Origin of the sequence: Streptomyces sp. NPDC002838 (assembly GCF_040295365.1) — a bacterium.
In the GTDB taxonomy this organism is placed as follows: Bacteria; Actinomycetota; Actinomycetes; order Streptomycetales; family Streptomycetaceae; genus Streptomyces.
On the sequence record NZ_JBEOVF010000012.1, the window covers coordinates 128014 to 150095 of the forward strand.

The following is a 22082-nucleotide window of genomic DNA, read 5'->3' on the forward strand; positions in this document are numbered from 1 at the left end:
GGACTTGAGGCGTACGGGGGAGGGGTGACGCCATGCAGCCGCTCGGTGTCGACGAGCCGACCGTCGTGGGGCCCTACCGGCTGCTCGGCCGGCTCGGTTCCGGCGGCATGGGCCGGGTCTACCTCGGCCGCAGCGCCGGCGGCCGTACGGTCGCGGTCAAGATCGTGCACCCGCACTTCGCGCTGGACGAGGAGTTCCGCGCCCGCTTCCGCCGCGAGGTCGAAGCCGCCCGGCGGGTCGGCGGCGCCTGGACGGCACCCGTCCTGGACGCCGACCCGGAGGCAGCCGTGCCGTGGGTGGCCACGGCCTACGCGGCGGGCCCGTCGCTGTCGGCCGCGATCGCGGAGGGCGGCCCGCTGCCGGCCCATACGGTACGGGTGCTGGGGGCGGGGCTGGCCGAGGCGCTGGCCGCGGTGCACGAACTGGGGCTGGTGCACCGGGATGTGAAGCCGTCGAACGTACTGCTCACGCTGGACGGGCCGCTGCTGATCGACTTCGGCATCGCCCGGGCCATGGACGGTACGGCGTCCCTGACGTCCACCGGTGTGTCCATCGGCTCGCCCGGCTACATGTCGCCCGAGCAGATACTCGGCAAGGGGGCGACGGGCGCGGCGGACGTCTTCTCGCTGGGCGCGGTGCTGGCGTACGCGGCGACCGGCGAGCCGCCCTTCCGGGGGGACTCCTCGGCCGCGCTGCTCTACAAGGTCGTCCACGAGGAGCCCGAGCTGGGCTCGCTGGACGGGGAGCCGCGCTCGCTGGTGGAGGTGTGTCTGGCGAAGGAGCCGGGTGCGCGGCCGGCGCCCGCCGAGGTGGCCCGGCGGCTGGCTCCCGAGGGCACGGCCCGGCTGGTCGCGGGCGGGTGGCTGCCGGGGGTACTGGTGGAGCAGGTCAGCCGTAGCGCCGTACGGCTGCTGAATCTGGAGACGGTGCGGGAGACTCCGTCGGGGCCTGTGGGGTTCAGCAGGGCTTCGCAGAGTGCTGAGGGCCTGACCGTGGGCGGGGCGAAGGGTGCGGAGCCCCTGGCCGGGCAGCCTGTTGCCGGGGAATTCGGGCCGCCGCCGGTCATGGGGGCGGCGGGCGTGTCAGATGTGCGGGACCCGCACGCGCAGGACACGGCCCCCTCCTCCGGACCCTCCGACCGTCGCCCAGGCGGGCTCTCCGTCTCCGTGTCGGCGACCTCGGAGCCCAAGGGCGGTGGGCGAGGGCGGCGGTTGAGCTGCACGGTGGCCCTTGCCGTCGCGGGGGCGCTGGCCGCGGTGATGATCGGATCGGCGTTCGTGTTCGACCTGCTGCCGGGTAACGGCGGTGACGACGCGGACGATTCCGGCGCCGGCGCCTACTCCCCGGCGCCGAGCGCCAGTGTCAGCGCGAGCGAGGGCGGCCGGGCCGCGGTGCCCGCCGCCTACCTGGGGACCTGGGAGGGCCAGGCCTCCGCGCTCGACGGCACCCTGCCCATGGGCACCTTCCGGCTGACCGTGCAACGGGCCGACGCGGGCGAGAAGTTGGGCACGCTCCGGCACACGGACGTGCTCGGCGGTGTCTGCGACGACGTCCTGACCCTGAAGCGGGTGACGAAGAAGCAGATCGTGGCCACCGCCGTGGGTGCCAAGGGGAATCGGGGCGTGTGTTCCCAGGCCGCGCACACCGTGCGCCTCACGCCGGTCGGTGACGATCTGAACTACGAGTCGGACAGCGCGGACTCGGGGCGGCCCCGGGCGCGCCTGTCGAAGGTCGGGTAGGCCGCAGCGGATACCAGCGGTGAGGAGGGCTGCTGACGCCGGGCGTCGCGATGGGATGATCGGTCGATGACCGGCTTGTTGATCGCCGTCGCCGCGCTGTGGGGGGCGGCCGCGGGCGTGCTGGTGCCCCGGGCCGCCTATCGGTTCTCCGTCCCCTCGGAGGAGCCCTGGCGGGAGCGGTGCCCCGGGGGGCATCCGATTCGGGGGCCGATCCGTGGGTGGATCGGGTGGACGCGGTGCGGTGAGTGCGCGGGCGGCGTCGTTGTGGAGGGGGACGCCGAGGCCGCCGTAGCGCACGAGGCCGAGACCGCCGTATCCCAGAAGACGTATGGCAAGACGTACGGCCCCAGCACCCCCCTCGTCGCCCTCACCACCGCCCTCCTCTGCGCCGCCCTCGCCGCCGCCACCGGCACCCGGCCCGAAATCGCCGTCTGGCTGCTGCTCGCGCCCGTCGGTGTGCTGCTGGCCGTCGTCGACTTCCGGGTGCAGCGGCTGCCCGACGTGCTGACCCTGCCGCTCGCCGCCGCCGCGCTCGCGCTGCTCGGCCTGCTCACGCTGGTGCCCGAGCACACCGGGCACTGGCCCTCCGCCGCGCTGGGCGCCCTCGCCCTCGGCGGCGGCTACTTCGTACTGTTCCTCATCAACCCCGGCGGCATGGGCTTCGGGGACGTCAAGCTCGCGCTCGGGATGGGTGCCGTACTGGGCTGGTACGGGTGGTCGACGGTCATGCTGGGCACGCTCGCCGGGTTCCTGCTCGGGGCGCTGTACGGCGGTGCCCTCGTCGTCGCGCGGCGCGCCGGGCGCAAGACGGCCATCCCGTTCGGCCCGTTCCTGATCGCGGGCGCGTTCGTCGGTGTGCTCATCGGCGCCTACGCGGCCTGACGTCGGTTGGGGCAAACGCCTGGCGTACGCTGGTTCGGTCCGTCCTCACCCTTGACGAACTCGACGAAAGGGACGCCCCGGTGACCGAGAAGGCCGACCTCCAGTCCGTCCTCGACCGTGCCGCCGGGGGTGGGCGGATCACCCCGGAGGAGGCGCTCGACCTCTACCGCGACGCCCCGCTGCACGCGCTGGGCGCCGCCGCCGACGCCGTACGCCGCCGCAGGTACGCGGGTACCGAGCACATCGCGACGTACATCATCGAGCGCAACATCAACTACACGAACGTGTGCGTCACGGCGTGCAAGTTCTGCGCCTTCTACGCGGCCCCCAAGGACACCGCCAAGGGCTGGACCCGCGACCTGGACGACATCCTGCGGCGGTGCGCCGAGACCGTCGAGCTCGGCGGCACGCAGATCATGTTCCAGGGCGGCCACCACCCGGACTACGGCGTCGAGTACTACGAGAAGCACTTCTCCGCCATCAAGCAGGCCTTCCCGCAGCTGGTGATTCACTCGCTGGGCGCGTCCGAGGTCGAGCACATGGCCCGGATCTCGGGCGTCTCGGTCGAGGAGGCCATCACCCGGATCCACGAGGCGGGCCTCGACTCCTTCGCCGGCGCCGGCGCGGAGCTGCTGCCCGCCCGGCCCCGCAAGGCCATCGCCCCGCTGAAGGAGTCCGGCGAGCGCTGGCTGGAGATCATGGAGACCGCGCACCGGCTGGGCGTGGAGTCGACGTCCACCATGCTCATGGGCACCGGCGAGACCAACGCCGAGCGCATCGAGCACCTGCGGATGATCCGTGACGTGCAGGACCGGACCGGCGGCTTCCGCGCCTTCATCCCGTACACCTACCAGCCCGAGAACAACCACCTGAAGGGCCGCACGCAGGCCACGATCTTCGAGTACCTGCGGATGATCGCCATCGCGCGGCTGTTCATGGACAACATCGCCCACATCCAGGGCTCGTGGCTGACCACCGGCAAGGAGATCGGCCAACTCTCCCTGCACTACGGCGCGGACGACCTCGGCTCGATCATGCTGGAGGAGAACGTCGTGTCGTCGGCCGGTGCCAAGCACCGCTCCAACCGGCTGGAGATCATCGACCTGATCCGCAAGGCGGGGCGGGTCCCGGCGCAGCGCTCGACGACGTACGAGCACCTCGTCGTCCACGACGATCCGGCGAACGACCCCGTCGACGAGCGGGTCGCCTCCCACATCTCCTCGACGGCGATCGCGGGTGGCACCGCGCACCCCGAGCTGAAGCTCCTCGCCTCCAACTAGGTCTGTCTTGCTGACGATTCACGCGGCGGACGAGGTCCGGTACACCTGGGACTCCGACCCGATCAAGGATGGTGCCGTCGCCGTCCAGGGGATCCGGGTCGCCGCGGTGGGTTCGCTCGCCGAGGTGCGGGCGCGGTTCCCAGGGGCGCGGGTTCGGCGGTGGCCCGGTGTGCTGGGGCCCGCGCGCATCCACGACGGGCCGCTCCCGGACGCCCCGACCCCGCGCGAACGCGTCCACGCCGTGCTGAAGTCGGGTGCGGTGGCGGTCCTGGAGGAGTACGTCGACTCGCCCGAACTGCGGGCGGCGGCCGAGCGGAACGACGTGGTGGTGCTCCCGCGTACGCGGCCCACGGCCATCGTGGACGTGGGCCGTGCCGACCTCGCCGTCTTCGACGAGTCCGGCGCGTGTCTGGCGACCGTGTGCGCGGGGCGCCTGGTGCACCGCAGGCGCTGATCAGCCGGCGAACGCCTTCGCGAACGCTCCCGAACTCTGCTCCACTCCGCTGCAGTCGGTCTGCGCCTTTTCCGCCGTGCCCTTCTCACACTGCTGGTCGCGGACGGCCGACCACATCGACACCCACGCGATTTCCTGCTTTTCGGCGAAAGCCCGCACCTGCGCCGCGTCGGAGAGCGTGAACGTCTCGCCGTCCACGTCGTTCACGCCGATCATCGAGGTGAGCGCCATGCCCCGCCAGGCGTTCGCGTCGGACAGGCCGAACACCTTCTTCAGCTGGGCGTGCGCGGCTTTCGCGGCGGTGACCGCGTATCCGCCCATGTCCCCGTCGTACGACGCGCCGTAATTCATCGTCATGAGGTTGACGGTGGAGACCCGCACGTCGTACTCGTTGGCGGACTCCAGCAGGGCCAGGCTGTCTTCGCCGAGCCCGGACGGCATGACCGGCAGCGTGAAGGACACCTCGAGGTCGGGCCGCTCCTGCCGCAACGCCGCGATCGCCTCGGAGCGTACGGCGACGGAGTCGGCGTCGGTGAGTTCGTCGCCCTCGATGTCGAAGTCGGCCTGCGTGGAGCCGGCCGCGTCCAGGGCCCTGCCGTACGCCTCGGCCAGCTCGGACGCGCTGTCGCAGGTCGCCGCCAGCTCCTTGCCCAAGGCGCCGCCGAAGGAGACGCGGACCGTGCCGCCGTCCTGCTTGAGCTGCGCGATCCGGGACTTCACCGCGGAGTCGTCGATGGCGTGGGTGCCGTCCCACCGCGGGGCGCAGTCACTGCCGTCGGCGATCACGAAGGCCAGGTTGTACGTCGCCGGGGAACCCGTGGAGTCGTTGCCGGACGCGTCCGTGGCGCTGACGTACGGGGCGTAGGCGGTGACGGGCTCGGCGGCCTCGGCCGGGGACTCGGTGGCCTCGTTGGGGGGCGCGCTCGATCGGTCCGGGGCCGCCGGTGCCGCGTCCGAGGTGCCCTCGGACTCCGCGGAACACCCCGCGGTGGCCAGGGCGAACAGGCAGGTGAGCCCGGCCGCCGGCTTCAGAAAACGCCGCATTGCGTATGCACCCGCTCTCGTGGTTTCTGTCTCGGGACAGAAACTAAGTACGTTTCCGGAGAGGAAATCTCTCACGCGCGGCCGAACTTCGTCCGTTCTCTGAGGAGATGGACAGGTCAAGATGTTTATCACGGGTCTCTCACATGAAAACCCGAGTTCAGGTCACATAAAGGTTCCCTGATCTCCGGGGAATGCATTCCGAGCCTGCCATCGAAAATCCGCGCCGCCGGGTCGGCCTCTCGCTTCCCTCTCCCGTGCCGGCGCTGTCCCTCCTGCCGATCCTCGCCCTGAACTTCGCGCGGGCGGGCCCGGACAGCCGCCTCGGCGCCGCCCTGTGGACCATGCCGCTGATCGACCAGTTCTGGAAGGCGCCCGCGTTCGAAACTGGGGGCCGTACTGCAACAATGGCCTCGTGACCCGCGCTTCCCTGAACAAGCAGCCGCACGAAGTCGCCTCGATGTTCGACGACGTGGCGGAACGGTACGACCTGACCAACGACGTGCTGTCGCTCGGCCAGGACCGGGTGTGGCGCAAGGCGGTCGCCAAGGCCGTCGACGCCCGCCCCGCGCAGAAGGTCCTGGACCTGGCCGCCGGTACGGCCACGTCCTCGCTGCCCTTCGCCCGCACCGGCGCCTACGTCGTCCCCTGTGACTTCTCCCTCGGCATGCTCCAGGTCGGCAAGGCACGGCACTCCTGGCTGCCGTTCACGGCGGGCGACGCCACCAGGCTGCCGTTCAAGGACGACGTCTTCGACGCCGTGACCATCTCCTTCGGGCTGCGCAACGTGCAGGACACGGACGCGGCCCTGCGCGAGATGTACCGGGTGACCAAGCCCGGCGGCCGGGTCGTGATCTGCGAGTTCTCCCATCCGACCTGGGCGCCCTTCAGGACCGTCTACACCGAGTACCTGATGCGCGCCCTGCCGCCGGTCGCCCGCGCCGTCTCCTCGAACCCCGACGCGTACGTCTACCTCGCCGAGTCCATCCGCGCCTGGCCCGACCAGCCCGCGCTCGCCGAGCGGCTCGGGAAGGCCGGCTGGTCGAAGGTGGCCTGGCGCAACCTCACCGGCGGCGTGGTGGCCCTGCACCGGGGCTTCAAGGAGAGCTGAACCCAGAGCTGAACCCGATGTGCTTCAAGCTCACCTGAGGACCGCGTACGGGTCTCCCGGCTCGTCGAGTTCGCGCTGCAGCCCGCCCCTGGGGGGTTTCGGCACGCGAGGCTCGCGCATACCTCCGCCGCCCTCGCCCTCACCGAAGTCGAACCACACGTAGATCACGGAGTCCTGCGGCACCTCGGCACCGGGCTGCGGGTACTGGCGCACGACGTAGTCGACCACGGTGCGGTGGAAGTCCGGCCGGTCCGGCGCGTTGAGGAAAAGGCCCTGTGCCTGTGCTGTCTCGCGCGCGTCCACGGCCATCAGGCCGACCAGACGCGGTACGCGCACTTCGGGCGTCTTGCGTGTTATGCGCACAGATGTCACCCCCAGCGGTACTGGCAGGGTAACCCCGCCCCGTACCGGCCGGAAGCGTCAAGTGTCTTTCTGTAGCAGTCGATTACTCTGTGTGATCAGCGGGACCGTTTCGTAGGTCCAGCCGGTAGCAGTGCCCTTTCTGCCGCGTCGTCGGCGTCATGAACACCTCGGCGAGGCGCATGCCCAGCCGTCGTGTCACCGCGATCGAGCGCGCGTTGTCGGCCGCGACCATGGCCACCACGCTCGGCACACCCGCCGCCCGCACCCGCTCCAGCGTCATCTGCGCGGCCGCGGTGGCATACCCCTTGCCCCAGTACTCCCGCCCCAGCCGCCAGCCGATCTCGATCTCGCCCTTGGGGCCCCAGTCCTGCAGCCACGGCTGGGCGCCGGTGAAGCCGATGACCTGGCCGGACTCGTCGAGCATGGTCCACAGACAGAAGCCGTGCTCGGCGTCGTGCCGGCGCTGGCGGGCGGTGAGCTCCTCGTAGACGGACAGCTCCGCGGCCCTGCCGCCGTGGAACTCCATGACGTCCGGGTCGTCGAAGACCCGGTGCCAGGCGACGGCGTCCTCGTCGGTGGGGACACGCAGCCGTACAACGGGGAGAGCACGGTTCACGGGGCAGCCCTTCAGCCGGGTGATCAATTCTGCTGAATAGACTGCCCATGTCCAGTGCCGGTCGGCACGCAGATTTCGAACTTGGGGAGATCCCGCCGTGACCGAGCCCCTCTCCGAAAACACCGCCGATGTGATCGTCGTCGGCGCGGGGCCAGCCGGCTCCACCACCGCGTACCATCTCGCCAAGGCCGGACTCGACGTACTCCTGCTGGAGAAGACCGAGTTCCCGCGCGAGAAGGTCTGCGGCGACGGACTCACCCCGCGCGCCGTCAAGCAACTCGTCGCGATGGGCATCGACATCTCGGAGGAGGCCGGCTGGCTGCGCAACAAGGGCCTGCGCATCATCGGCGGCGGCGTCCGGCTCCAGCTCGACTGGCCGGATCTCGCCTCCTTCCCCGACTACGGCCTCGTCCGCAAACGCGACGACTTCGACGAGCAGCTCGCCCGCCAGGCCCAGAAGGCGGGCGCGCGGCTGTACGAGCGCTGCAACGTCGGCGCCCCGATCGTCGACGACCGCACCGGCCGCATCACCGGCGTGCACGCCAAGCTCGGCGACGTCGGGGAGAAGCGCGAGGTGACCTTCCACGCGCCGCTGGTGGTCGCCGCCGACGGCAACTCCACCCGCCTGTCCCTCGCGATGGGTCTGCACCGCCGCGAGGACCGCCCGATGGGCGTCGCGGTCCGTACGTACTTCACCTCTCCGCGCCACGAGGACGACTACCTGGAGTCCTGGCTGGAGCTGTGGGACCGCCGGGGACCGGGCGAGGACCGTCTCCTGCCCGGCTACGGCTGGATCTTCGGCATGGGCGACGGCACCTCCAACGTCGGCCTGGGCGTGCTGAACACGTCCGACTCCTTCAAGGAGCTGGACTGGCGCGAGGTCCTGAAGGCCTGGTGCGCCTCGATGCCGGAGGACTGGGGCTACACGCCGGACAACATGACGGGACCCATCCGTGGGGCGGCTCTCCCGATGGCGTTCAACCGCCAGCCCCACTACACCAAGGGCCTGCTGCTGGTCGGCGACGCCGGCGGCCTGGTGAACCCCTTCAACGGCGAGGGCATCGCTTACGCCATGGAGTCCGGCCAGATCGCCGCCGACGTCATCGTCCAGGCCCACGCGCGCTCCACGCCCGCGGGGCGCGAACTGGCCCTCCAGCGCTACCCGCGCGTCCTCAAGGACACCTACGGCGGCTACTACACGCTGGGCCGCGCCTTCGTGAAGCTCATCGGCAACCCGAAGGTCATGAAGATCGCGGCCCAGCGCGGCCTGACGCACCCCCTGCTGATGAAGTTCACGCTGAAGATGCTCGCGAACCTGACCGACCCGACGGGCGGCGACGCGATGGACCGCATCATCAACGGGCTGAGCAAGGTGGCGCCGAAGGCGTGATCAGGCGCTGATCGCTTCGATGTTGGCGGCCCGGCGCGCGAAGACCTCGTCCCGCCGGTCCGCCACCCGCCGCAGCGCGTCCTTCCGCTCCCGCTTGGAGAGCCGGTCCAGATACACGTGCCCGTTCACATGGTCGGTCTCGTGGGCGAGGCAGCGGGCGAAGTACCCCGTGCCCTCGACGACGAGCGGACGGCCCTCCTTGTCGAGCCCGCGCACGACGGCCGGTCCGGACGCGGTACGTCCATCACGGCCCCCGGGACGGACGGGCACCCCTCGCTGTCGTCGAGCAGCCTGCGCCCGGCCGGATCGAGCGCCTCCAGCACCGGGTTGACAATGTGTCCGACATGTCGGACACCTTCGTTGTCGGGGCAGTCGTAGACGAACAGCCGAAGGTCCACGCCGACATCCTCACCCACCTCGGTGATCCGCCGCACCTTTCCGCGCCGGGCCTCGGGCGCGAGCGGGGGGTACGAGTCGACGGGCCGTCCCTGTAGGAAGACGCTGGGCATCACTGTTTCTCCTGCCGGCCCCGACCCGCAGAACCGCGAACAGCTCCTCGTCCGCGCGCCAGGCCCTCAACGCTCTGCTGGACGCGGACAATTCGGACGCCGAGCGGTGTGAGATCCGGGAGTTGTACCGGCCCCGGAGATGGAGCCCCTCAAACGCGTCGACGAGGTGCGCTACCGACGGGGCCTGCCCAACACCGTCGACCTGGGACGAGCCGGAAGCGAGCCGGAAGCGAGCAGGAACTGAGCCGGAAGGGGCCGCAGCCCCCGAGCGGCTGCGGCCCCTTCCGTGCGGCTCGGCGTCAGAGCACCCGCACCGCGCCGGTCGGCGGGTCGTACGAGAGCGGCTTCTCGGCCACGCCCGTGGACGAGTTCTGCGCGCCGACGAACATGCCGTCGCCGACATACACCGCCACGTGGTACGCGCTGCCCGCGCCGCCCCAGTACAGGATGTCGCCCGGCAGGAGGTTGTCCAGCGACACCTGGCTGCCGGCGGTCGACTGGGACTGCGAGACGCGCGGCAGGTCGATGCCGACCTGCTTGAAGGCGGCCTGGACCAGGCCGGAGCAGTCCCAGGAGCTCGGGCCGCTGGAGCCGAGGACGTAGGCGTCGCCGACCTGCGCCCGCACGAAGTTGACGATGTCGGCGGCCGAACCGGTGGCCGTGGACGTGCTCGTGGACGTGCTGGTGCTCGTCGAGGCGGACAGCGTGGCCCGCTCGGCGTTGCGGGAGGCACGCTCGGCGGCCTCCTGGCGCGCGGCCTCCTGGGCGGCCTTCTTGGCCGCGGCCTTCTTCTTTGCCTCGGCGAGGTCCGCCTTGGCCTGCTTCGCGGCCTTCGCGGCGGCCGCGTCACGCTCGGCCTGCAGCTGGTAGTTCGCCGCGGCCTGCTGTGTGGCGGCGGCGGACTCGGCGACCTGGGCGGCCATGTCGGCCGTCAGGGTCGGCAGTTCAAGGGTCTGCGTCACCGGCTCGGCCGCGTTCGCCGAACCGGACGCCCCGGCCACTGCCAGGGTGCTGAGGACGCCACCGGCAACTCCGGCCCGCATCGCGATGGTCGACGCGCTGCGGCGGGGTTTCCGGTGGCTGCGTATGTGAGCGGTGTGGGACATGAGAACAACCGGTATCAGGGGCTCCTCCATACCTTCAAGAAACGTGTGCTGCGCCACAGTTGTTCAACGGGCGCCCCGAACCCCGGGCGTGTCGTTCTTTATTGACGCCGTAACGGACATTGCGGACGCAGGTGATCAAGCCTGTGATCATGGTCTTTCGTTGTTACGCCCGAATTGCCCCGCGCCTACCACTGGATGAGTCAGGTGGCCAAGCCCTCTTCTCGGGCGCCCCTTGTGAATGTGGCGGAGGTCACGCAACGGTCACGGGGGTGGCCGCGTCACGCGCGTAGATCACGGCGGGATTGCGGGCGGGTCACGACGAGGGTCCGCTCGTGAACGCGTGCACACGTCCACACCTGCCCGGCCGCTTCCCTCTGATGTGTGAACGCACCCACTACCAGGGCGCCACACCCAACTCCAATTTGCATGCAAGGGAAGTCTCTTGATATGGAGACGCCTCACTCGACCTGCGCCGACGAGCGAAAATGTCACCTCTGGTGATCACTCGGACGCTTCTCGTACGAAGATCGACACTCATCTGACTTCATGATCCTTCATCAGGTGGTGGAGATCACAAAGCTTGTGCAATACCCCGTGTCGCAGATCACAGACCGGCGGGCATAGGATGCGCAGCAGTTGGGCTTGTGACCTGCTTCACATGTTCTCGATCTTCGCCGGGACAAGCGGGGTTCGAGGGACAGGTGAGACGGATGTGAGCCCGATGCAAACCGCCAGCAGTCAGTGCCGACTGAGAGGAGCGAGGAGCGGTGAACGCGTATGCGCCCATCCTCGTACTGGGAGCCCTCGGGGCAGGCTTTGCGATCTTCTCCGTGGTCATGGCCACGCTGATCGGTCCGAAGCGGTACAACCGGGCCAAGCTCGAGGCCTACGAGTGCGGTATCGAGCCGACCCCCACGCCGGCCGGCGGTGGGCGTTTCCCCATCAAGTACTACCTGACGGCGATGCTCTTCATCATCTTCGATATCGAGATCGTCTTCCTCTACCCCTGGGCCGTCACCTTCGACGCCCTGGGTGTTTTCGGGCTCGTGGAGATGCTGCTCTTCGTGCTCACCGTCTTCGTCGCGTACGCGTACGTATGGCGGCGCGGCGGCCTGGAATGGGACTGAGGGGCCTTTAGTCATGGGACTCGAAGAAAAGCTGCCGAGCGGCTTTCTGCTGACCACCGTCGAGCAGGCCGCGGGCTGGGTGCGCAAGTCGTCCGTCTTCCCCGCCACCTTCGGCCTCGCCTGCTGCGCCATCGAGATGATGACCACAGGCGCCGGCCGCTACGACCTGGCGCGCTTCGGCATGGAGGTCTTCCGCGGATCACCCCGCCAGGCGGACCTGATGATCGTCGCGGGCCGGGTCAGCCAGAAGATGGCGCCGGTGCTCCGGCAGGTCTACGACCAGATGCCGAACCCCAAGTGGGTGATCTCCATGGGGGTCTGCGCCTCCTCGGGCGGCATGTTCAACAACTACGCGATCGTCCAGGGCGTCGACCACATCGTGCCGGTCGACATCTACCTTCCCGGCTGCCCGCCACGGCCGGAGATGCTGCTGGACGCGATCCTCAAGCTCCATCAGAAGATCCAGAGCTCCAAGCTCGGCGTGAACGCCGAGGAAGCGGCCCGTGAGGCGGAGGAGGCGGCGCTCAAGGCCCTGCCGACCATCGAGATGAAGGGGCTGCTGCGGTGAGTGACGCGAACGACGCCAACGGCGTGAACCCCGAGAAGGACCTCTCGGCCTCCAACCTCCCCGGCCAGCGCGGCCAGGGCGGCGAGGAGATCCGCGTCCAGCGCGGCATGTTCGGCGCCAACAACGGCGGCGACACCTCCGGCTACGGCGGCCTCGTCCGCTCGGTCCGGCTCCCGGGACCGGCGAGCCGTCCCTACGGGGGCTGGTTCGACGAGGTCGCCGACGAACTCGAGGGCGCGCTGGAGGAACAGGGCCTGCTCCCCGAGAACGCGATCGAGAGGACGGTCGTCGACCGCGACGAGCTCACCTTCCACATCGAACGCGAGCACCTGCTGCGTGTCGCCCGCACCCTGCGGGACGACCCCGCCCTGCGCTTCGAACTCTGCACGGGCGTGAGCGGAGTCCATTACCCGAACGACAAGGGCCGCGAGCTGCACGCCGTCTACCACCTGCGCTCGATCACCCACAACCGGCTGATCCGCCTCGAGGTCAGCGCTCCCGACACCGACCGGCACATCCCGTCGCTGGTCTCCGTCTATCCCACGAACGACTGGCACGAGCGCGAGACCTACGACTTCTTCGGCATCGTCTTCGACGGTCACCCCGCCCTGACGCGGATCATGATGCCGGACGACTGGCAGGGCCACCCGCAGCGCAAGGACTACCCCCTCGGCGGCATCCCCGTCGAGTACAAGGGCGCCCAGATCCCGGCTCCGGACCAGCGGAGGTCGTACTCGTGAGCACACAGTCAGCATCCGCCCGTGAGACCACGGAAGGCACCGTCTACACGGTCACCGGTGGCGACTGGGACGAGGTCGTCCAGTCCGCGGCCCGCGCCGACGACGAGCGCATCGTCGTCAACATGGGACCGCAGCACCCCTCCACCCACGGTGTCCTCCGTCTGATCCTGGAGATCGAGGGCGAGACGGTCACCGAGGCCCGCTGCGGCATCGGCTATCTGCACACCGGCATCGAGAAGAACCTCGAGTTCCGCACGTGGACGCAGGGCACCACCTTCGTCACGCGCATGGATTACCTGACGTCCTTCTTCAACGAGACCGCCTACTGTCTCGCCGTCGAGAAACTCCTCGGCATCGAGGACCAGATCCCCGACCGCGCCACGCTGATCCGGGTGCTCCTGATGGAGCTGAACCGGTTGTCCTCCCACCTGGTGTGCATCGCCACCGGCGGCATGGAACTCGGCGCCACCACGATCATGATCTACGGATTCCGTGATCGTGAAATGATTCTCGACATCTACGAGCTCATCACGGGCCTGAGGATGAACCACGCGTACATCCGCCCCGGCGGACTCGCGCAGGACCTGCCGCCCGGCGCGGTGGACCACATCCGTGAGTTCGTGAAGAAGATGAAGAAGAACCTCCCGGAGTACGACAAGCTCGCCACCGGGAACCCCATCTTCAAGGCCCGCATGCAGGACATCGGCTACCTCGACCTGGCCGGCTGCATGGCCCTCGGCGCCACCGGCCCGATCCTGCGCTCCACCGGCCTGCCGCACGACCTGCGCAAGACGCAGCCCTACTGCGGCTACGAGACGTACGACTTCGACGTCCCCACCACCGACACCTGCGACTCCTACGGCCGCTTCCTGATCCGCCTGGAAGAGATGCGCCAGTCCCTGCGGATCGTCGAGCAGTGCCTGGACCGGCTGCAGCCCGGCCCGGTCATGGTCGCCGACAAGAAGATCGCCTGGCCCGCCCAGCTCGCCCTGGGACCGGACGGACTGGGCAACTCCCTCGACCACATCAAGAAGATCATGGGCACCTCCATGGAGGCCCTGATCCACCACTTCAAGCTGGTCACCGAGGGCTTCCGCGTCCCGCCGGGACAGGCGTACGCGGCCGTCGAGTCGCCCAAGGGCGAGCTCGGGGTGCACGCCGTGTCCGACGGCGGCACCCGCCCCTACCGGGTCCACTTCCGCGACCCGTCCTTCACCAACCTGCAGGCCATGGCGGCGATGTGCGAGGGCGGCCAGGTCGCCGACGTCATCGTCGCTGTCGCGTCCATCGACCCCGTGATGGGAGGCGTCGACCGGTGACCACCTCTTCTTCGGAGCGGGGCGTCAGCCTGGGCATGCCCGAACTGCCCGCACCCGCATACCCGGACGACGTTCGAGCAAGGCTCGAGAGGGACGCGCGGGAGATCATCGCCCGCTACCCGGACTCCCGGTCCGCCCTCCTGCCGTTGCTGCACCTCGTGCAGTCGGAGGAGGGCCATGTCACGCGCACCGGGATGCGGTTCTGCGCGGACATGCTGGACCTGACCACGGCCGAGGTCACCGCCGTCGCCACCTTCTACACCATGTACCGGCGCCGGCCGAGCGGTGACTACCAGGTCGGCGTCTGCACCAACACGCTGTGCGCGGTGATGGGCGGTGACGCGATCTTCGAGACCCTCCAGGAACACCTGGGCGTCGGCAACGGCGAGACCACCGACGACGGCAAGGTCACCCTGGAGCACATCGAGTGCAACGCGGCCTGCGACTTCGCGCCGGTCGTGATGGTCAACTGGGAGTTCTTCGACAACCAGACCCCGGGCAGTGCCAAGCGTCTCGTCGACGACCTGCGCGCGGGCAGGCCGGTCGAGCCCACGCGCGGGGCGCGCCTGTGCACCTTCAAGGAGACCGCGCGGATCCTGGCCGGCTTCCCCGACGAGCGGCCCGGGGCCGTCGAGGCAAGCGGCAGTGCGGGACCCGCGTCGCTGGTGGGCCTCCGCCTGGCCAAGGGAGAGGCCGCACCCGCGCGCGTGGTCCATCCGCGGGGCGAGGCGCCCCAGGAAGAGCCGCCGCACGAACCGTCACCGACCGAGCACCTGAGCTCACACGATGCGCCACAGGACACGTCGGCCTCCGACTCTGCCCACCCGGCAGGGCCTATCGCCGAGGAGGGGGAGTGATGACCTTGGCACCCGAGCTGAAAGACACCGGCCCCGAGAAGCTGCTCGCACCCGTGCTGTCGGCCTTCTGGGACGCGGACAGGTCCTGGAGTCTGGACGTCTACCGAAGGCACGAAGGATACGAGGGGCTCCGCAAGGCGCTCGCCATGTCGCCGGACGACCTGATCGCGTACGTCAAGGACTCCGGTCTGCGCGGTCGTGGTGGTGCGGGATTCCCCACGGGAATGAAATGGCAGTTCATTCCCCAGGGGGATGGAAAGCCACACTATCTAGTTGTCAACGCCGACGAGTCGGAGCCCGGAACCTGCAAGGACATCCCGCTCCTCTTCGCGAACCCGCACAGCCTCATCGAGGGCATTGTCATCGCGTGTTATGCCATCAGGTCGTCGCATGCCTTCATCTATCTGCGTGGTGAAGTCGTCCCCGTCCTGCGGCGGTTGCACGAGGCCGTGCGTGAGGCCTACGCGGCCGGCTACCTCGGCGAGAACATCCTGGGCAGCGGGCTCGATCTCCAACTCACCGTGCACGCCGGCGCCGGCGCGTACATCTGTGGTGAGGAGACGGCACTGCTCGACTCGCTCGAAGGACGCCGGGGTCAACCGCGGCTTCGTCCCCCCTTTCCCGCTGTCGCAGGCCTCTACGCCTGCCCGACTGTTGTGAATAACGTCGAGTCGATCGCGTCGGTTCCCGCGATTCTGAACAAGGGCAAAGACTGGTTCAGGTCGATGGGCAGCGAGAAGTCCCCGGGCTTCACGCTCTACTCGCTCAGCGGCCACGTCGCGAGCCCCGGCCAGTACGAGGCCCCGCTCGGCATCACGCTCCGCCAGCTCCTCGACATGAGCGGCGGCATGCGGCCGGGCCACCGCCTCAAGTTCTGGACGCCGGGCGGCTCCTCGACGCCGATGTTCACCGACGAGCACCTCGACGTCCCTCTTGATTACGAAGGAGTGGGCGCCGCGGGTTCCATGCTCGGCACCAAAGCGCTCCAGTGCTTCGACGAGACGACCTGCGTCGTGCGGGCCGTCACCCGCTGGACCGAGTTCTACGCCCACGAGTCCTGCGGCAAGTGCACGCCGTGCCGCGAAGGGACGTACTGGCTCGTGCAGTTGCTGCGTGACATCGAGGCCGGCAAGGGCGTGATGTCCGACCTCGACAAGCTCAACGACATCGCCGACAACATCAACGGCAAGTCCTTCTGCGCCCTCGGCGACGGTGCCGCCTCGCCGATCTTCTCCTCGCTCAAGTACTTCCGCGAGGAGTACGAGCAGCACATCACGGGCCGCGGCTGCCCCTTCGACCCGGCCAAGTCGACGGCCTGGGCCGACCGCACGGAGGTGAACGCATGACTGTGACCACCAGCGCTCCCTCGGGTGGGGGAGAAGCGGCGGTCCCGCCGGAAGATCTCGTGACGCTGACGATCGACGGCATCGAGATCAGCGTGCCCAAGGGCACCCTGGTCATCCGGGCCGCCGAGCAGCTCGGCATCGAGATCCCCCGCTTCTGCGACCACCCGTCCCTCGACCCGGCCGGCGCCTGCCGGCAGTGCATCGTCGAGGTCGAGGGCCAGCGCAAGCCCATGGCGTCCTGCACCATCACCTGCACGGACGGGATGGTGGTGAAGACCCACCTCACCTCGCCGGTCGCCGAGAAGGCCCAGAAGGGTGTGATGGAGCTGCTGCTCATCAACCACCCGCTGGACTGCCCGGTCTGCGACAAGGGCGGCGAGTGCCCGCTGCAGAACCAGGCGATGTCGCACGGCAACGCCGAGTCCCGCTTCGAGGGAAAGAAGCGGACGTTCGAGAAGCCCGTGCCGATCTCCACGCAGGTGCTGCTCGACCGTGAGCGGTGCGTGCTGTGCGCGCGCTGCACCCGGTTCTCCAACCAGATCGCGGGCGACCCGATGATCGAGCTGCTCGAGCGGGGCGCGCTCCAGCAGGTCGGCACCGGTGAGGGCGACCCCTTCGAGTCGTACTTCTCCGGCAACACCATCCAGATCTGCCCGGTCGGCGCGCTCACCTCGGCGGCGTACCGATTCCGCTCCCGCCCCTTCGACCTCATCTCCTCACCGTCGGTCTGCGAGCACTGCTCCGGCGGCTGCGCCACGCGCACGGACCACCGGCGCGGCAAGGTCATGCGGCGGCTCGCGGCCGACGACCCCGAGGTCAACGAGGAGTGGATCTGCGACAAGGGGCGGTTCGCGTTCCGGTACGCGCAGCAGCGGGACCGGCTCCAGACGCCGCTGGTGCGCAACGCCGAGGGTGAACTCGTGCCGGCCTCCTGGCCGGAGGCGCTGCAGATCGCGGCCCAGGGGCTGCTCGCCTCGCGCGGCCGGACCGGTGTGCTGACCGGCGGGCGCCTCACCATCGAGGACGCCTACGCCTACAGCAAGTTCGCACGCGTGGCGCTCGACACCAACGACATCGACTTCCGCGCGCGCGTGCACAGCGGCGAGGAGGCCGACTTCCTGGCGGCCCAGGTCGCCGGACGGGGCCGCGACCTCGACGGTACGGGCGTCACGTACACCGCTCTGGAGAAGGCACCCACCGTCCTGCTGGCCGGGTTCGAGGCCGAGGAGGAGGCGCCCGGCGTCTTCCTGCGGCTGCGCAAGGCCTGGCGCAAGCACGGCCAGAAGGTCTTCTCGCTCGCCACGCACGCCACCCGCGGACTCGAGAAGGCGGGCGGCACGCTTCTGCCGGCCGCTCCCGGCACCGAGACCGAGTGGCTGGACGCGCTCGCGAGCGGGGTCGGCCTGGAGGACGACGGGGCGAAGGCCGCCGAGGCGCTGCGCGCCGAGGGCGCGGTGATCATCGTCGGTGAGCGGCTGGCCGCTGTGGAGGGCGGGCTGACGGCCGCCGCACGGGCCGCGTCCGCGACCGGCGCCCGGTTGGTGTGGATCCCGCGCCGGGCGGGGGAGCGCGGTGCCGTCGAGGCGGGTGCGCTGCCGACGCTGCTGCCGGGCGGACGTCCGGCCACCGACCCGCGCGCACGGGAGGAGGTCGCCGCCCTCTGGGGCATGGCCGAACTCCCGCACCGCTACGGGCGCGACACCGGCCAGATCATCGAGGCCGCCGCGGGCGGCGAGCTCCAGGCACTGGTGGTCGCGGCCGTCGAGGTCGCCGACCTGCCGGACCCGGCACGCGCGCGTGAAGCGCTGCAAGAGGTCGGCTTCCTGGTGTCGCTGGAACTGCGACCGGGCGAGGTCACCGAGCTCGCGGACGTCGTCCTGCCCGTCGCCGCGGTCGCCGAGAAGGCCGGCACGTTCCTCAACTGGGAGGGCCGGGTGCGCTTCTTCGAGGCCGCGCTCAAGCCCGACCACATGACCCGGCGCCTGGCGCCCACCGACGCGCGTGTGCTGCAGATGCTGGCCGACGCCATGGACGTACACCTGGGTCTGCCGGATCTGCGCACCACGCGCGCGGAGCTGGACCGGCTCGGCGCCTGGGACGGGCCGAGGGCCACCGAGCCGTTGGAGATCGCGGCCACGCTGCCGCGACCGGCGGCCGGAGAGGCCGTACTGGCCGGGCACCGGCTGCTGCTCGACCAGGGTGTCCTCCAGCAGGGCGACGAGGCGCTCGCCGGGACGCGGCATGCCGCCCACGCGCGCCTGTCGCCCGCCACGGCCGCGGAGGCGGGCGTCAAGGACGGCGACCTGCTCGCCGTGACCGGGCCCGCCGGAGCCGTCGAGTTCCCGCTGCGGATCACCGAGATGCCCGACCGGGTGGTCTGGCTCCCGTTGAACTCCGTCGGCGGGGGCGTCGCCTCCGACACCGGGGCGCTGCCCGGCTCCCTCGTCCGCATCGGCCCGGCGACGCTCGCCGAAGCCCCCAAGGAGGTGGAGGCATGAGCCCGTTCCTCGCCGCTGAAGACCTCTCGATGTTCGGCCGCGACCCCTGGTGGCTGGTCGTCGTCAAGGCGGTGTTCTGCTTCGCCTTCCTGATGGTGACCGTGCTGTTCTCCATCGTCTGGGAGCGCAAGGTCGTCGCCTGGATGCAGCTGCGCATCGGCCCCAACCGGCACGGCCCCTGGGGCATGCTCCAGTCGCTCGCCGACGGCATGAAGCTGATGCTCAAGGAAGACGTCATCGTCAAACGCGCGGACAAGGTGGTCTACGTCCTCGCGCCGATCGTCGCGGCCATCCCGGCCTTCATGGCGGTCGCGGTGATCCCCTTCGGCCCGGCCGGCAACGAGATCTCGATCTTCGGCCACCGCACCACGATGCAGCTCACCGACCTGCCGATCGCGTTGCTGTACATCCTCGCGGTCGCCTCGGTCGGTATCTACGGCATGGTGCTCGCGGGCTGGAGTTCCGGATCCACCTATCCGCTGCTGGGCGGCCTGCGCTCCTGCGCGCAGATGATCTCGTACGAGATCGCCATGGGCGCCGCCTTCGCCTCGGTGTTCCTCTACTCCGGGTCGATGTCGACCTCGACGATCGTCGAGGCGCAGCAGGACCGCTGGTACGTCATCCTGCTGCCGGTCTCCTTCGTGATCTACATCGTGACGATGGTGGGCGAGACCAACCGCGCCCCCTTCGACATGCCGGAGTCCGAGGGCGACCTGGTCGGCGGCTTCAACACCGAGTACTCGTCGATCAAGTTCGCGATGTTCATGCTCGCCGAGTACGTGAACATGGTGACGGTCTCGGCCGTGTCGGTGACGCTCTTCCTGGGCGGCTGGCGGGCTCCATGGCCGGTCAGCACCTTCTGGGAGGGCGCGAACCACGGCTGGTGGCCGATGCTCTGGTTCGTCGTCAAGGTCCAGCTGCTGCTGTTCTTCTTCATCTGGCTGCGCGGCACGCTCCCACGCGTCCGCTACGACCAGCTGATGAAGCTCGGCTGGAAGGTCCTCATCCCGGTCTCCCTGGTCTGGCTGATGCTCGTCGCCACCGTGCGGACCCTGCGGAACGAGAACTACGAATTCGCCGACATCGCCCTCTACATCGGCGGCGGTGTCCTTGCCCTGCTGCTGCTCTCCTTCGTCGTCGACATGTTCCGCGAGAAGGCGAGGGCGGCCGAGCGGCCCGTCGAGGAACCAGCCGCGTTCGACCCGATGGCGGGCGGATTCCCCGTGCCGCCGATGCCGGGACAGGAGGTTCCGCCGGTGCCGCGGCGCCGTTCGCGCCGCGAGCGGGAGCTGATTGTCAGTGGTGGGCCCGATACTCAGAGTGACGGATCTCTGGATGGAAAGGAGGCGTCCGATGGCTGAGGAGCCCAAGGAGACCAAACCCGGTTTCCAGAACCCCGTGGCCGGCTTCGGCGTGACGTTCAAGGCCATGTTCAAGAAGCGGCTGACCGAGCAGTACCCGGAGCAGCAGAAGACCACCGCCCCCCGGTTCCACGGACGGCACCAGCTCAACCGCCATCCGGACGGCCTGGAGAAGTGCATCGGCTGCGAGCTGTGCGCCTGGGCCTGCCCCGCCGACGCCATCTATGTGGAGGGCGCGGACAACACGGACGAGGAGCGCTACTCGCCCGGCGAGCGGTACGGCCGCGTCTACCAGATCAACTACGCCCGCTGCATCCTGTGCGGCCTGTGCATCGAGGCGTGCCCCACGCGCGCGTTGACGATGACGAACGAGTTCGAGCTGGCCGACAGCAGTCGCGCCAACCTCATCTACACCAAGGAGCAGTTGCTCGCCGGTCTCGAAGAGGGCATGGTCGACACGCCGCACGCCATCTACCCGGGGACGGACGAGCAGGACTACTACCGGGGCCTGGTGACGGAGGCCGCGCCCGGTACCGAACGCCAAGTGGCCCTTTCCAAGGGCGAGGTGGTGCAGGAGGCCGCCTCGACCTTCGGCGAGGACGAGCCGGCGTCGAAGAAGGTGATCGGCCGATGACCGCGCAGCTCGCCGCCTACTCCACCTCCACCGGAGAGGCCTTCCAGTTCTGGATCCTCGGCACCGTCGCCGTGGTCGGCGCCCTGGGCACCGTCTTCCTGAAGAGGGCCGTGCACAGCGCGCTCTGCCTCGCCGGAACCATGATCGTCCTGGCGGTGTTCTACCTCGCCAACGGCGCCTACTTCCTGGGCGTCGTACAGATCATCGTCTACACCGGCGCGATCATGATGCTGTTCCTGTTCGTGGTGATGCTCGTCGGTGTCACCGCGGCGGACTCCCTGAAGGAGACCATCAAGGGCCAGCGCTGGCTGGCCCTGCTGTGCGGGCTCGGCTTCGGCATCCTGCTGGTCGCGGGCATCGGCAATGCCTCCCTGACGGAGTTCAACGGCCTCGCGCAGGCGAACGCGAACGGCAACGTGGAGGGCATCGCGACCCTCCTGTTCACCAGGTACGTCTTCGCCTTCGAGATCACCGGTGCCCTGCTGATCACGGCCGCGGTCGGCGCCATGGTGCTCACTCACCGCGAGCGCACGGAGCGTGCCAAGACCCAGCGTGAGCTGGCCGAGGAGCGCGTCCGCGAGGGCAAGCACCTGCCGCCGCTGCCGGCGCCCGGCGTGTACGCCCGGCACAACGCCGTGGACATCGCGGGCCTGCTGCCAGACGGCACCCCGTCCGACCTCACCGTCAGCAAGACGCTGCGGGAGCGCGGCCAGATCCGTGACGTGTCGGCGGAGGCGCTCAACGACCTCAAGGCGCTGGAACAGCGCGCCGAGGAGCGCCTGGAGCGGACCGCGATCGACCCGACGAACCTCAAGCGGGCCGAGGAGGCGTCGAAGTGAACCCCGTCAACTACCTCTATCTCGCCGCCCTGTTGTTCACGATCGGCGCCACCGGCGTGCTGATCAGGCGCAATGCGATCGTCGTGTTCATGTGCGTCGAGCTCATGCTCAACGCCTGCAACCTCGCGTTCGTCGCCTTCTCCCGGATGCACGGCAATCTCGACGGCCAGATCATCGCCTTCTTCACGATGGTCGTCGCCGCCGCGGAGGTCGTGGTCGGGCTCGCGATCATCGTGTCGCTGTTCCGTTCCCGCCACTCGGCCTCGGTCGACGACGCCAGCCTGATGAAGCTGTAAGGGGTC

General features: G+C 69.5%; 23 protein-coding genes and 1 pseudogene. 19 read left to right on the forward strand and 5 right to left on the reverse strand.

The genetic code is table 11. The annotated features are described in order from the left end of the window. Positions 1-32: 32 nt before the first annotated feature. The 4 genes from ABT063_RS18175 to ABT063_RS18190 all read left to right on the forward strand — a co-directional run bounded on the left by ABT063_RS18175 (position 33) and on the right by ABT063_RS18190 (position 4355). Entirely contained in the window at positions 33-1739 is a 1707-nt protein-coding gene (locus ABT063_RS18175; protein ID WP_351058357.1) for a serine/threonine-protein kinase, read from the forward strand. A gap of 66 nt (positions 1740-1805) precedes the next feature. Beyond that, positions 1806-2621, forward strand: coding sequence for a prepilin peptidase (locus tag ABT063_RS18180; RefSeq protein WP_351058358.1), 816 nt, complete (start codon positions 1806-1808; stop codon positions 2619-2621). Positions 2622-2701: 80 nt separating this feature from the next. Next, entirely contained in the window at positions 2702-3901 is a 1200-nt protein-coding gene (gene mqnC / locus ABT063_RS18185; RefSeq protein ID WP_351058359.1) for a cyclic dehypoxanthinyl futalosine synthase, read from the forward strand. A gap of 7 nt (positions 3902-3908) precedes the next feature. After that, the gene (locus ABT063_RS18190; protein ID WP_351058360.1) at positions 3909-4355 is read left to right on the forward strand and encodes an imidazolonepropionase-like domain-containing protein; all 447 of its coding nucleotides are present in this window, start codon (positions 3909-3911) and stop codon (positions 4353-4355) included. On the opposite strand, the gene ABT063_RS18195 is transcribed toward ABT063_RS18190, so the two are convergent. Next, positions 4356-5399 (reverse strand): chitinase, encoded by a 1044-nt coding sequence (locus tag ABT063_RS18195; RefSeq protein WP_351058361.1) that lies wholly within the window; start codon positions 5397-5399, stop codon positions 4356-4358. 191 nt (positions 5400-5590) lie between these two features. Between ABT063_RS18195 and ABT063_RS18200 the strand changes: the two genes are divergently transcribed. Continuing rightward, a complete protein-coding gene (locus ABT063_RS18200) occupies positions 5591-5815 on the forward strand; it encodes a hypothetical protein (protein ID WP_351058362.1) in 225 nt (74 codons plus the stop codon). Next, a complete protein-coding gene (locus ABT063_RS18205; RefSeq protein ID WP_351058363.1) occupies positions 5812-6507 on the forward strand; it encodes a demethylmenaquinone methyltransferase in 696 nt (231 codons plus the stop codon). Before ABT063_RS18200 ends, ABT063_RS18205 begins: the two co-directional genes overlap by 4 nt. A gap of 30 nt (positions 6508-6537) precedes the next feature. On the opposite strand, the gene ABT063_RS18210 is transcribed toward ABT063_RS18205, so the two are convergent. Together ABT063_RS18210 and ABT063_RS18215 are read right to left on the reverse strand one after the other, a co-directional pair. After that, positions 6538-6843 carry a PASTA domain-containing protein gene (locus ABT063_RS18210; protein ID WP_351058436.1) on the reverse strand — a complete coding sequence of 102 codons (306 nt, stop codon included), beginning with the start codon at positions 6841-6843 and terminating at the stop codon, positions 6538-6540. Between the two features lie 109 nt (positions 6844-6952). Next, a complete protein-coding gene (locus tag ABT063_RS18215) occupies positions 6953-7486 on the reverse strand; it encodes a GNAT family N-acetyltransferase (protein ID WP_351058364.1) in 534 nt (177 codons plus the stop codon). 97 nt (positions 7487-7583) lie between these two features. Here ABT063_RS18215 and ABT063_RS18220 point away from each other — a divergent pair, with 97 nt between their 5' ends. Continuing rightward, complete coding sequence (locus tag ABT063_RS18220) at positions 7584-8876, forward strand: geranylgeranyl reductase family protein (RefSeq protein WP_351058365.1); 1293 nt, start codon at positions 7584-7586, stop codon at positions 8874-8876. Here ABT063_RS18220 and ABT063_RS18225 read toward each other — a convergent pair. After that, positions 8877-9292: pseudogene (locus tag ABT063_RS18225) on the reverse strand (peptide deformylase). Here ABT063_RS18225 and ABT063_RS18230 point away from each other — a divergent pair. Next, positions 9221-9370, forward strand: coding sequence for a hypothetical protein (locus ABT063_RS18230; protein ID WP_351058442.1), 150 nt, complete (start codon positions 9221-9223; stop codon positions 9368-9370). The pseudogene ABT063_RS18225 and the gene ABT063_RS18230 sit on opposite strands and share 72 nt — an antisense overlap. 314 nt (positions 9371-9684) lie before the next feature. Here ABT063_RS18230 and ABT063_RS18235 read toward each other — a convergent pair whose 3' ends face one another. Continuing rightward, on the reverse strand, positions 9685-10491 hold the full coding sequence (locus ABT063_RS18235; protein ID WP_351058366.1) for a C40 family peptidase: 807 nt from the start codon (positions 10489-10491) through the stop codon (positions 9685-9687). A gap of 767 nt (positions 10492-11258) precedes the next feature. On the opposite strand from ABT063_RS18235, the gene ABT063_RS18240 reads away from it, so the two are divergent. Genes ABT063_RS18240 through nuoK form a run of 11 tightly spaced genes read left to right on the forward strand, consistent with a single transcriptional unit; the run spans position 11259 to position 22076 of the window. After that, on the forward strand, positions 11259-11618 hold the full coding sequence (locus ABT063_RS18240) for an NADH-quinone oxidoreductase subunit A (protein ID WP_033319564.1): 360 nt from the start codon (positions 11259-11261) through the stop codon (positions 11616-11618). 13 nt (positions 11619-11631) lie between these two features. After that, positions 11632-12186 carry a NuoB/complex I 20 kDa subunit family protein gene (locus ABT063_RS18245; RefSeq protein WP_031141109.1) on the forward strand — a complete coding sequence of 185 codons (555 nt, stop codon included), beginning with the start codon at positions 11632-11634 and terminating at the stop codon, positions 12184-12186. Next, on the forward strand, positions 12183-12926 hold the full coding sequence (locus tag ABT063_RS18250; protein ID WP_351058367.1) for an NADH-quinone oxidoreductase subunit C: 744 nt from the start codon (positions 12183-12185) through the stop codon (positions 12924-12926). The genes ABT063_RS18245 and ABT063_RS18250 overlap by 4 nt, the downstream gene beginning before the upstream one ends. Beyond that, positions 12923-14245 (forward strand): NADH-quinone oxidoreductase subunit D, encoded by a 1323-nt coding sequence (locus ABT063_RS18255; RefSeq protein ID WP_351058368.1) that lies wholly within the window; start codon positions 12923-12925, stop codon positions 14243-14245. Before ABT063_RS18250 ends, ABT063_RS18255 begins: the two co-directional genes overlap by 4 nt. Further along, on the forward strand, positions 14242-15102 hold the full coding sequence (gene nuoE / locus ABT063_RS18260; RefSeq protein WP_351058369.1) for an NADH-quinone oxidoreductase subunit NuoE: 861 nt from the start codon (positions 14242-14244) through the stop codon (positions 15100-15102). The genes ABT063_RS18255 and nuoE overlap by 4 nt, the downstream gene beginning before the upstream one ends. After that, the gene (gene nuoF, locus ABT063_RS18265; protein ID WP_502990839.1) at positions 15102-16448 is read left to right on the forward strand and encodes an NADH-quinone oxidoreductase subunit NuoF; all 1347 of its coding nucleotides are present in this window, start codon (positions 15102-15104) and stop codon (positions 16446-16448) included. Before nuoE ends, nuoF begins: the two co-directional genes overlap by 1 nt. Beyond that, complete coding sequence (locus ABT063_RS18270) at positions 16445-18946, forward strand: NADH-quinone oxidoreductase subunit G (RefSeq protein WP_351058371.1); 2502 nt, start codon at positions 16445-16447, stop codon at positions 18944-18946. The genes nuoF and ABT063_RS18270 overlap by 4 nt, the downstream gene beginning before the upstream one ends. After that, complete coding sequence (gene nuoH, locus ABT063_RS18275; protein ID WP_351058372.1) at positions 18943-20307, forward strand: NADH-quinone oxidoreductase subunit NuoH; 1365 nt, start codon at positions 18943-18945, stop codon at positions 20305-20307. The genes ABT063_RS18270 and nuoH overlap by 4 nt, the downstream gene beginning before the upstream one ends. Further along, positions 20300-20941: an NADH-quinone oxidoreductase subunit NuoI gene (nuoI, locus tag ABT063_RS18280; RefSeq protein WP_351058373.1), complete on the forward strand. Its 642-nt coding sequence runs from the start codon at positions 20300-20302 to the stop codon at positions 20939-20941. Before nuoH ends, nuoI begins: the two co-directional genes overlap by 8 nt. After that, entirely contained in the window at positions 20938-21780 is an 843-nt protein-coding gene (locus ABT063_RS18285) for an NADH-quinone oxidoreductase subunit J (protein WP_351058374.1), read from the forward strand. The genes nuoI and ABT063_RS18285 overlap by 4 nt, the downstream gene beginning before the upstream one ends. After that, complete coding sequence (gene nuoK, locus ABT063_RS18290) at positions 21777-22076, forward strand: NADH-quinone oxidoreductase subunit NuoK (protein ID WP_004927567.1); 300 nt, start codon at positions 21777-21779, stop codon at positions 22074-22076. Before ABT063_RS18285 ends, nuoK begins: the two co-directional genes overlap by 4 nt. The last annotated feature ends 6 nt before the right edge of the window (positions 22077-22082 follow it).

Coding starts and splice junctions, on each gene's coding strand:
- ABT063_RS18230 (WP_351058442.1), top strand. CDS start 9,221: ATGTCGGACACCTTCGTTGTCGGGGCAGTCGTAGACGAACAGCCGAAG.
- ABT063_RS18245 (WP_031141109.1), top strand. CDS start 11,632: ATGGGACTCGAAGAAAAGCTGCCGAGCGGCTTTCTGCTGACCACCGTC.
- ABT063_RS18175 (WP_351058357.1), top strand. CDS start 33: ATGCAGCCGCTCGGTGTCGACGAGCCGACCGTCGTGGGGCCCTACCGG.
- ABT063_RS18195 (WP_351058361.1), bottom strand. CDS start 5,399: ATGCGGCGTTTTCTGAAGCCGGCGGCCGGGCTCACCTGCCTGTTCGCC.
- nuoH (WP_351058372.1), top strand. CDS start 18,943: ATGAGCCCGTTCCTCGCCGCTGAAGACCTCTCGATGTTCGGCCGCGAC.
- nuoI (WP_351058373.1), top strand. CDS start 20,300: ATGGCTGAGGAGCCCAAGGAGACCAAACCCGGTTTCCAGAACCCCGTG.
- nuoF (WP_502990839.1), top strand. CDS start 15,102: ATGACCTTGGCACCCGAGCTGAAAGACACCGGCCCCGAGAAGCTGCTC.
- ABT063_RS18235 (WP_351058366.1), bottom strand. CDS start 10,491: ATGTCCCACACCGCTCACATACGCAGCCACCGGAAACCCCGCCGCAGC.
- ABT063_RS18200 (WP_351058362.1), top strand. CDS start 5,591: ATGCATTCCGAGCCTGCCATCGAAAATCCGCGCCGCCGGGTCGGCCTC.
- ABT063_RS18180 (WP_351058358.1), top strand. CDS start 1,806: ATGACCGGCTTGTTGATCGCCGTCGCCGCGCTGTGGGGGGCGGCCGCG.
- ABT063_RS18285 (WP_351058374.1), top strand. CDS start 20,938: ATGACCGCGCAGCTCGCCGCCTACTCCACCTCCACCGGAGAGGCCTTC.
- ABT063_RS18270 (WP_351058371.1), top strand. CDS start 16,445: ATGACTGTGACCACCAGCGCTCCCTCGGGTGGGGGAGAAGCGGCGGTC.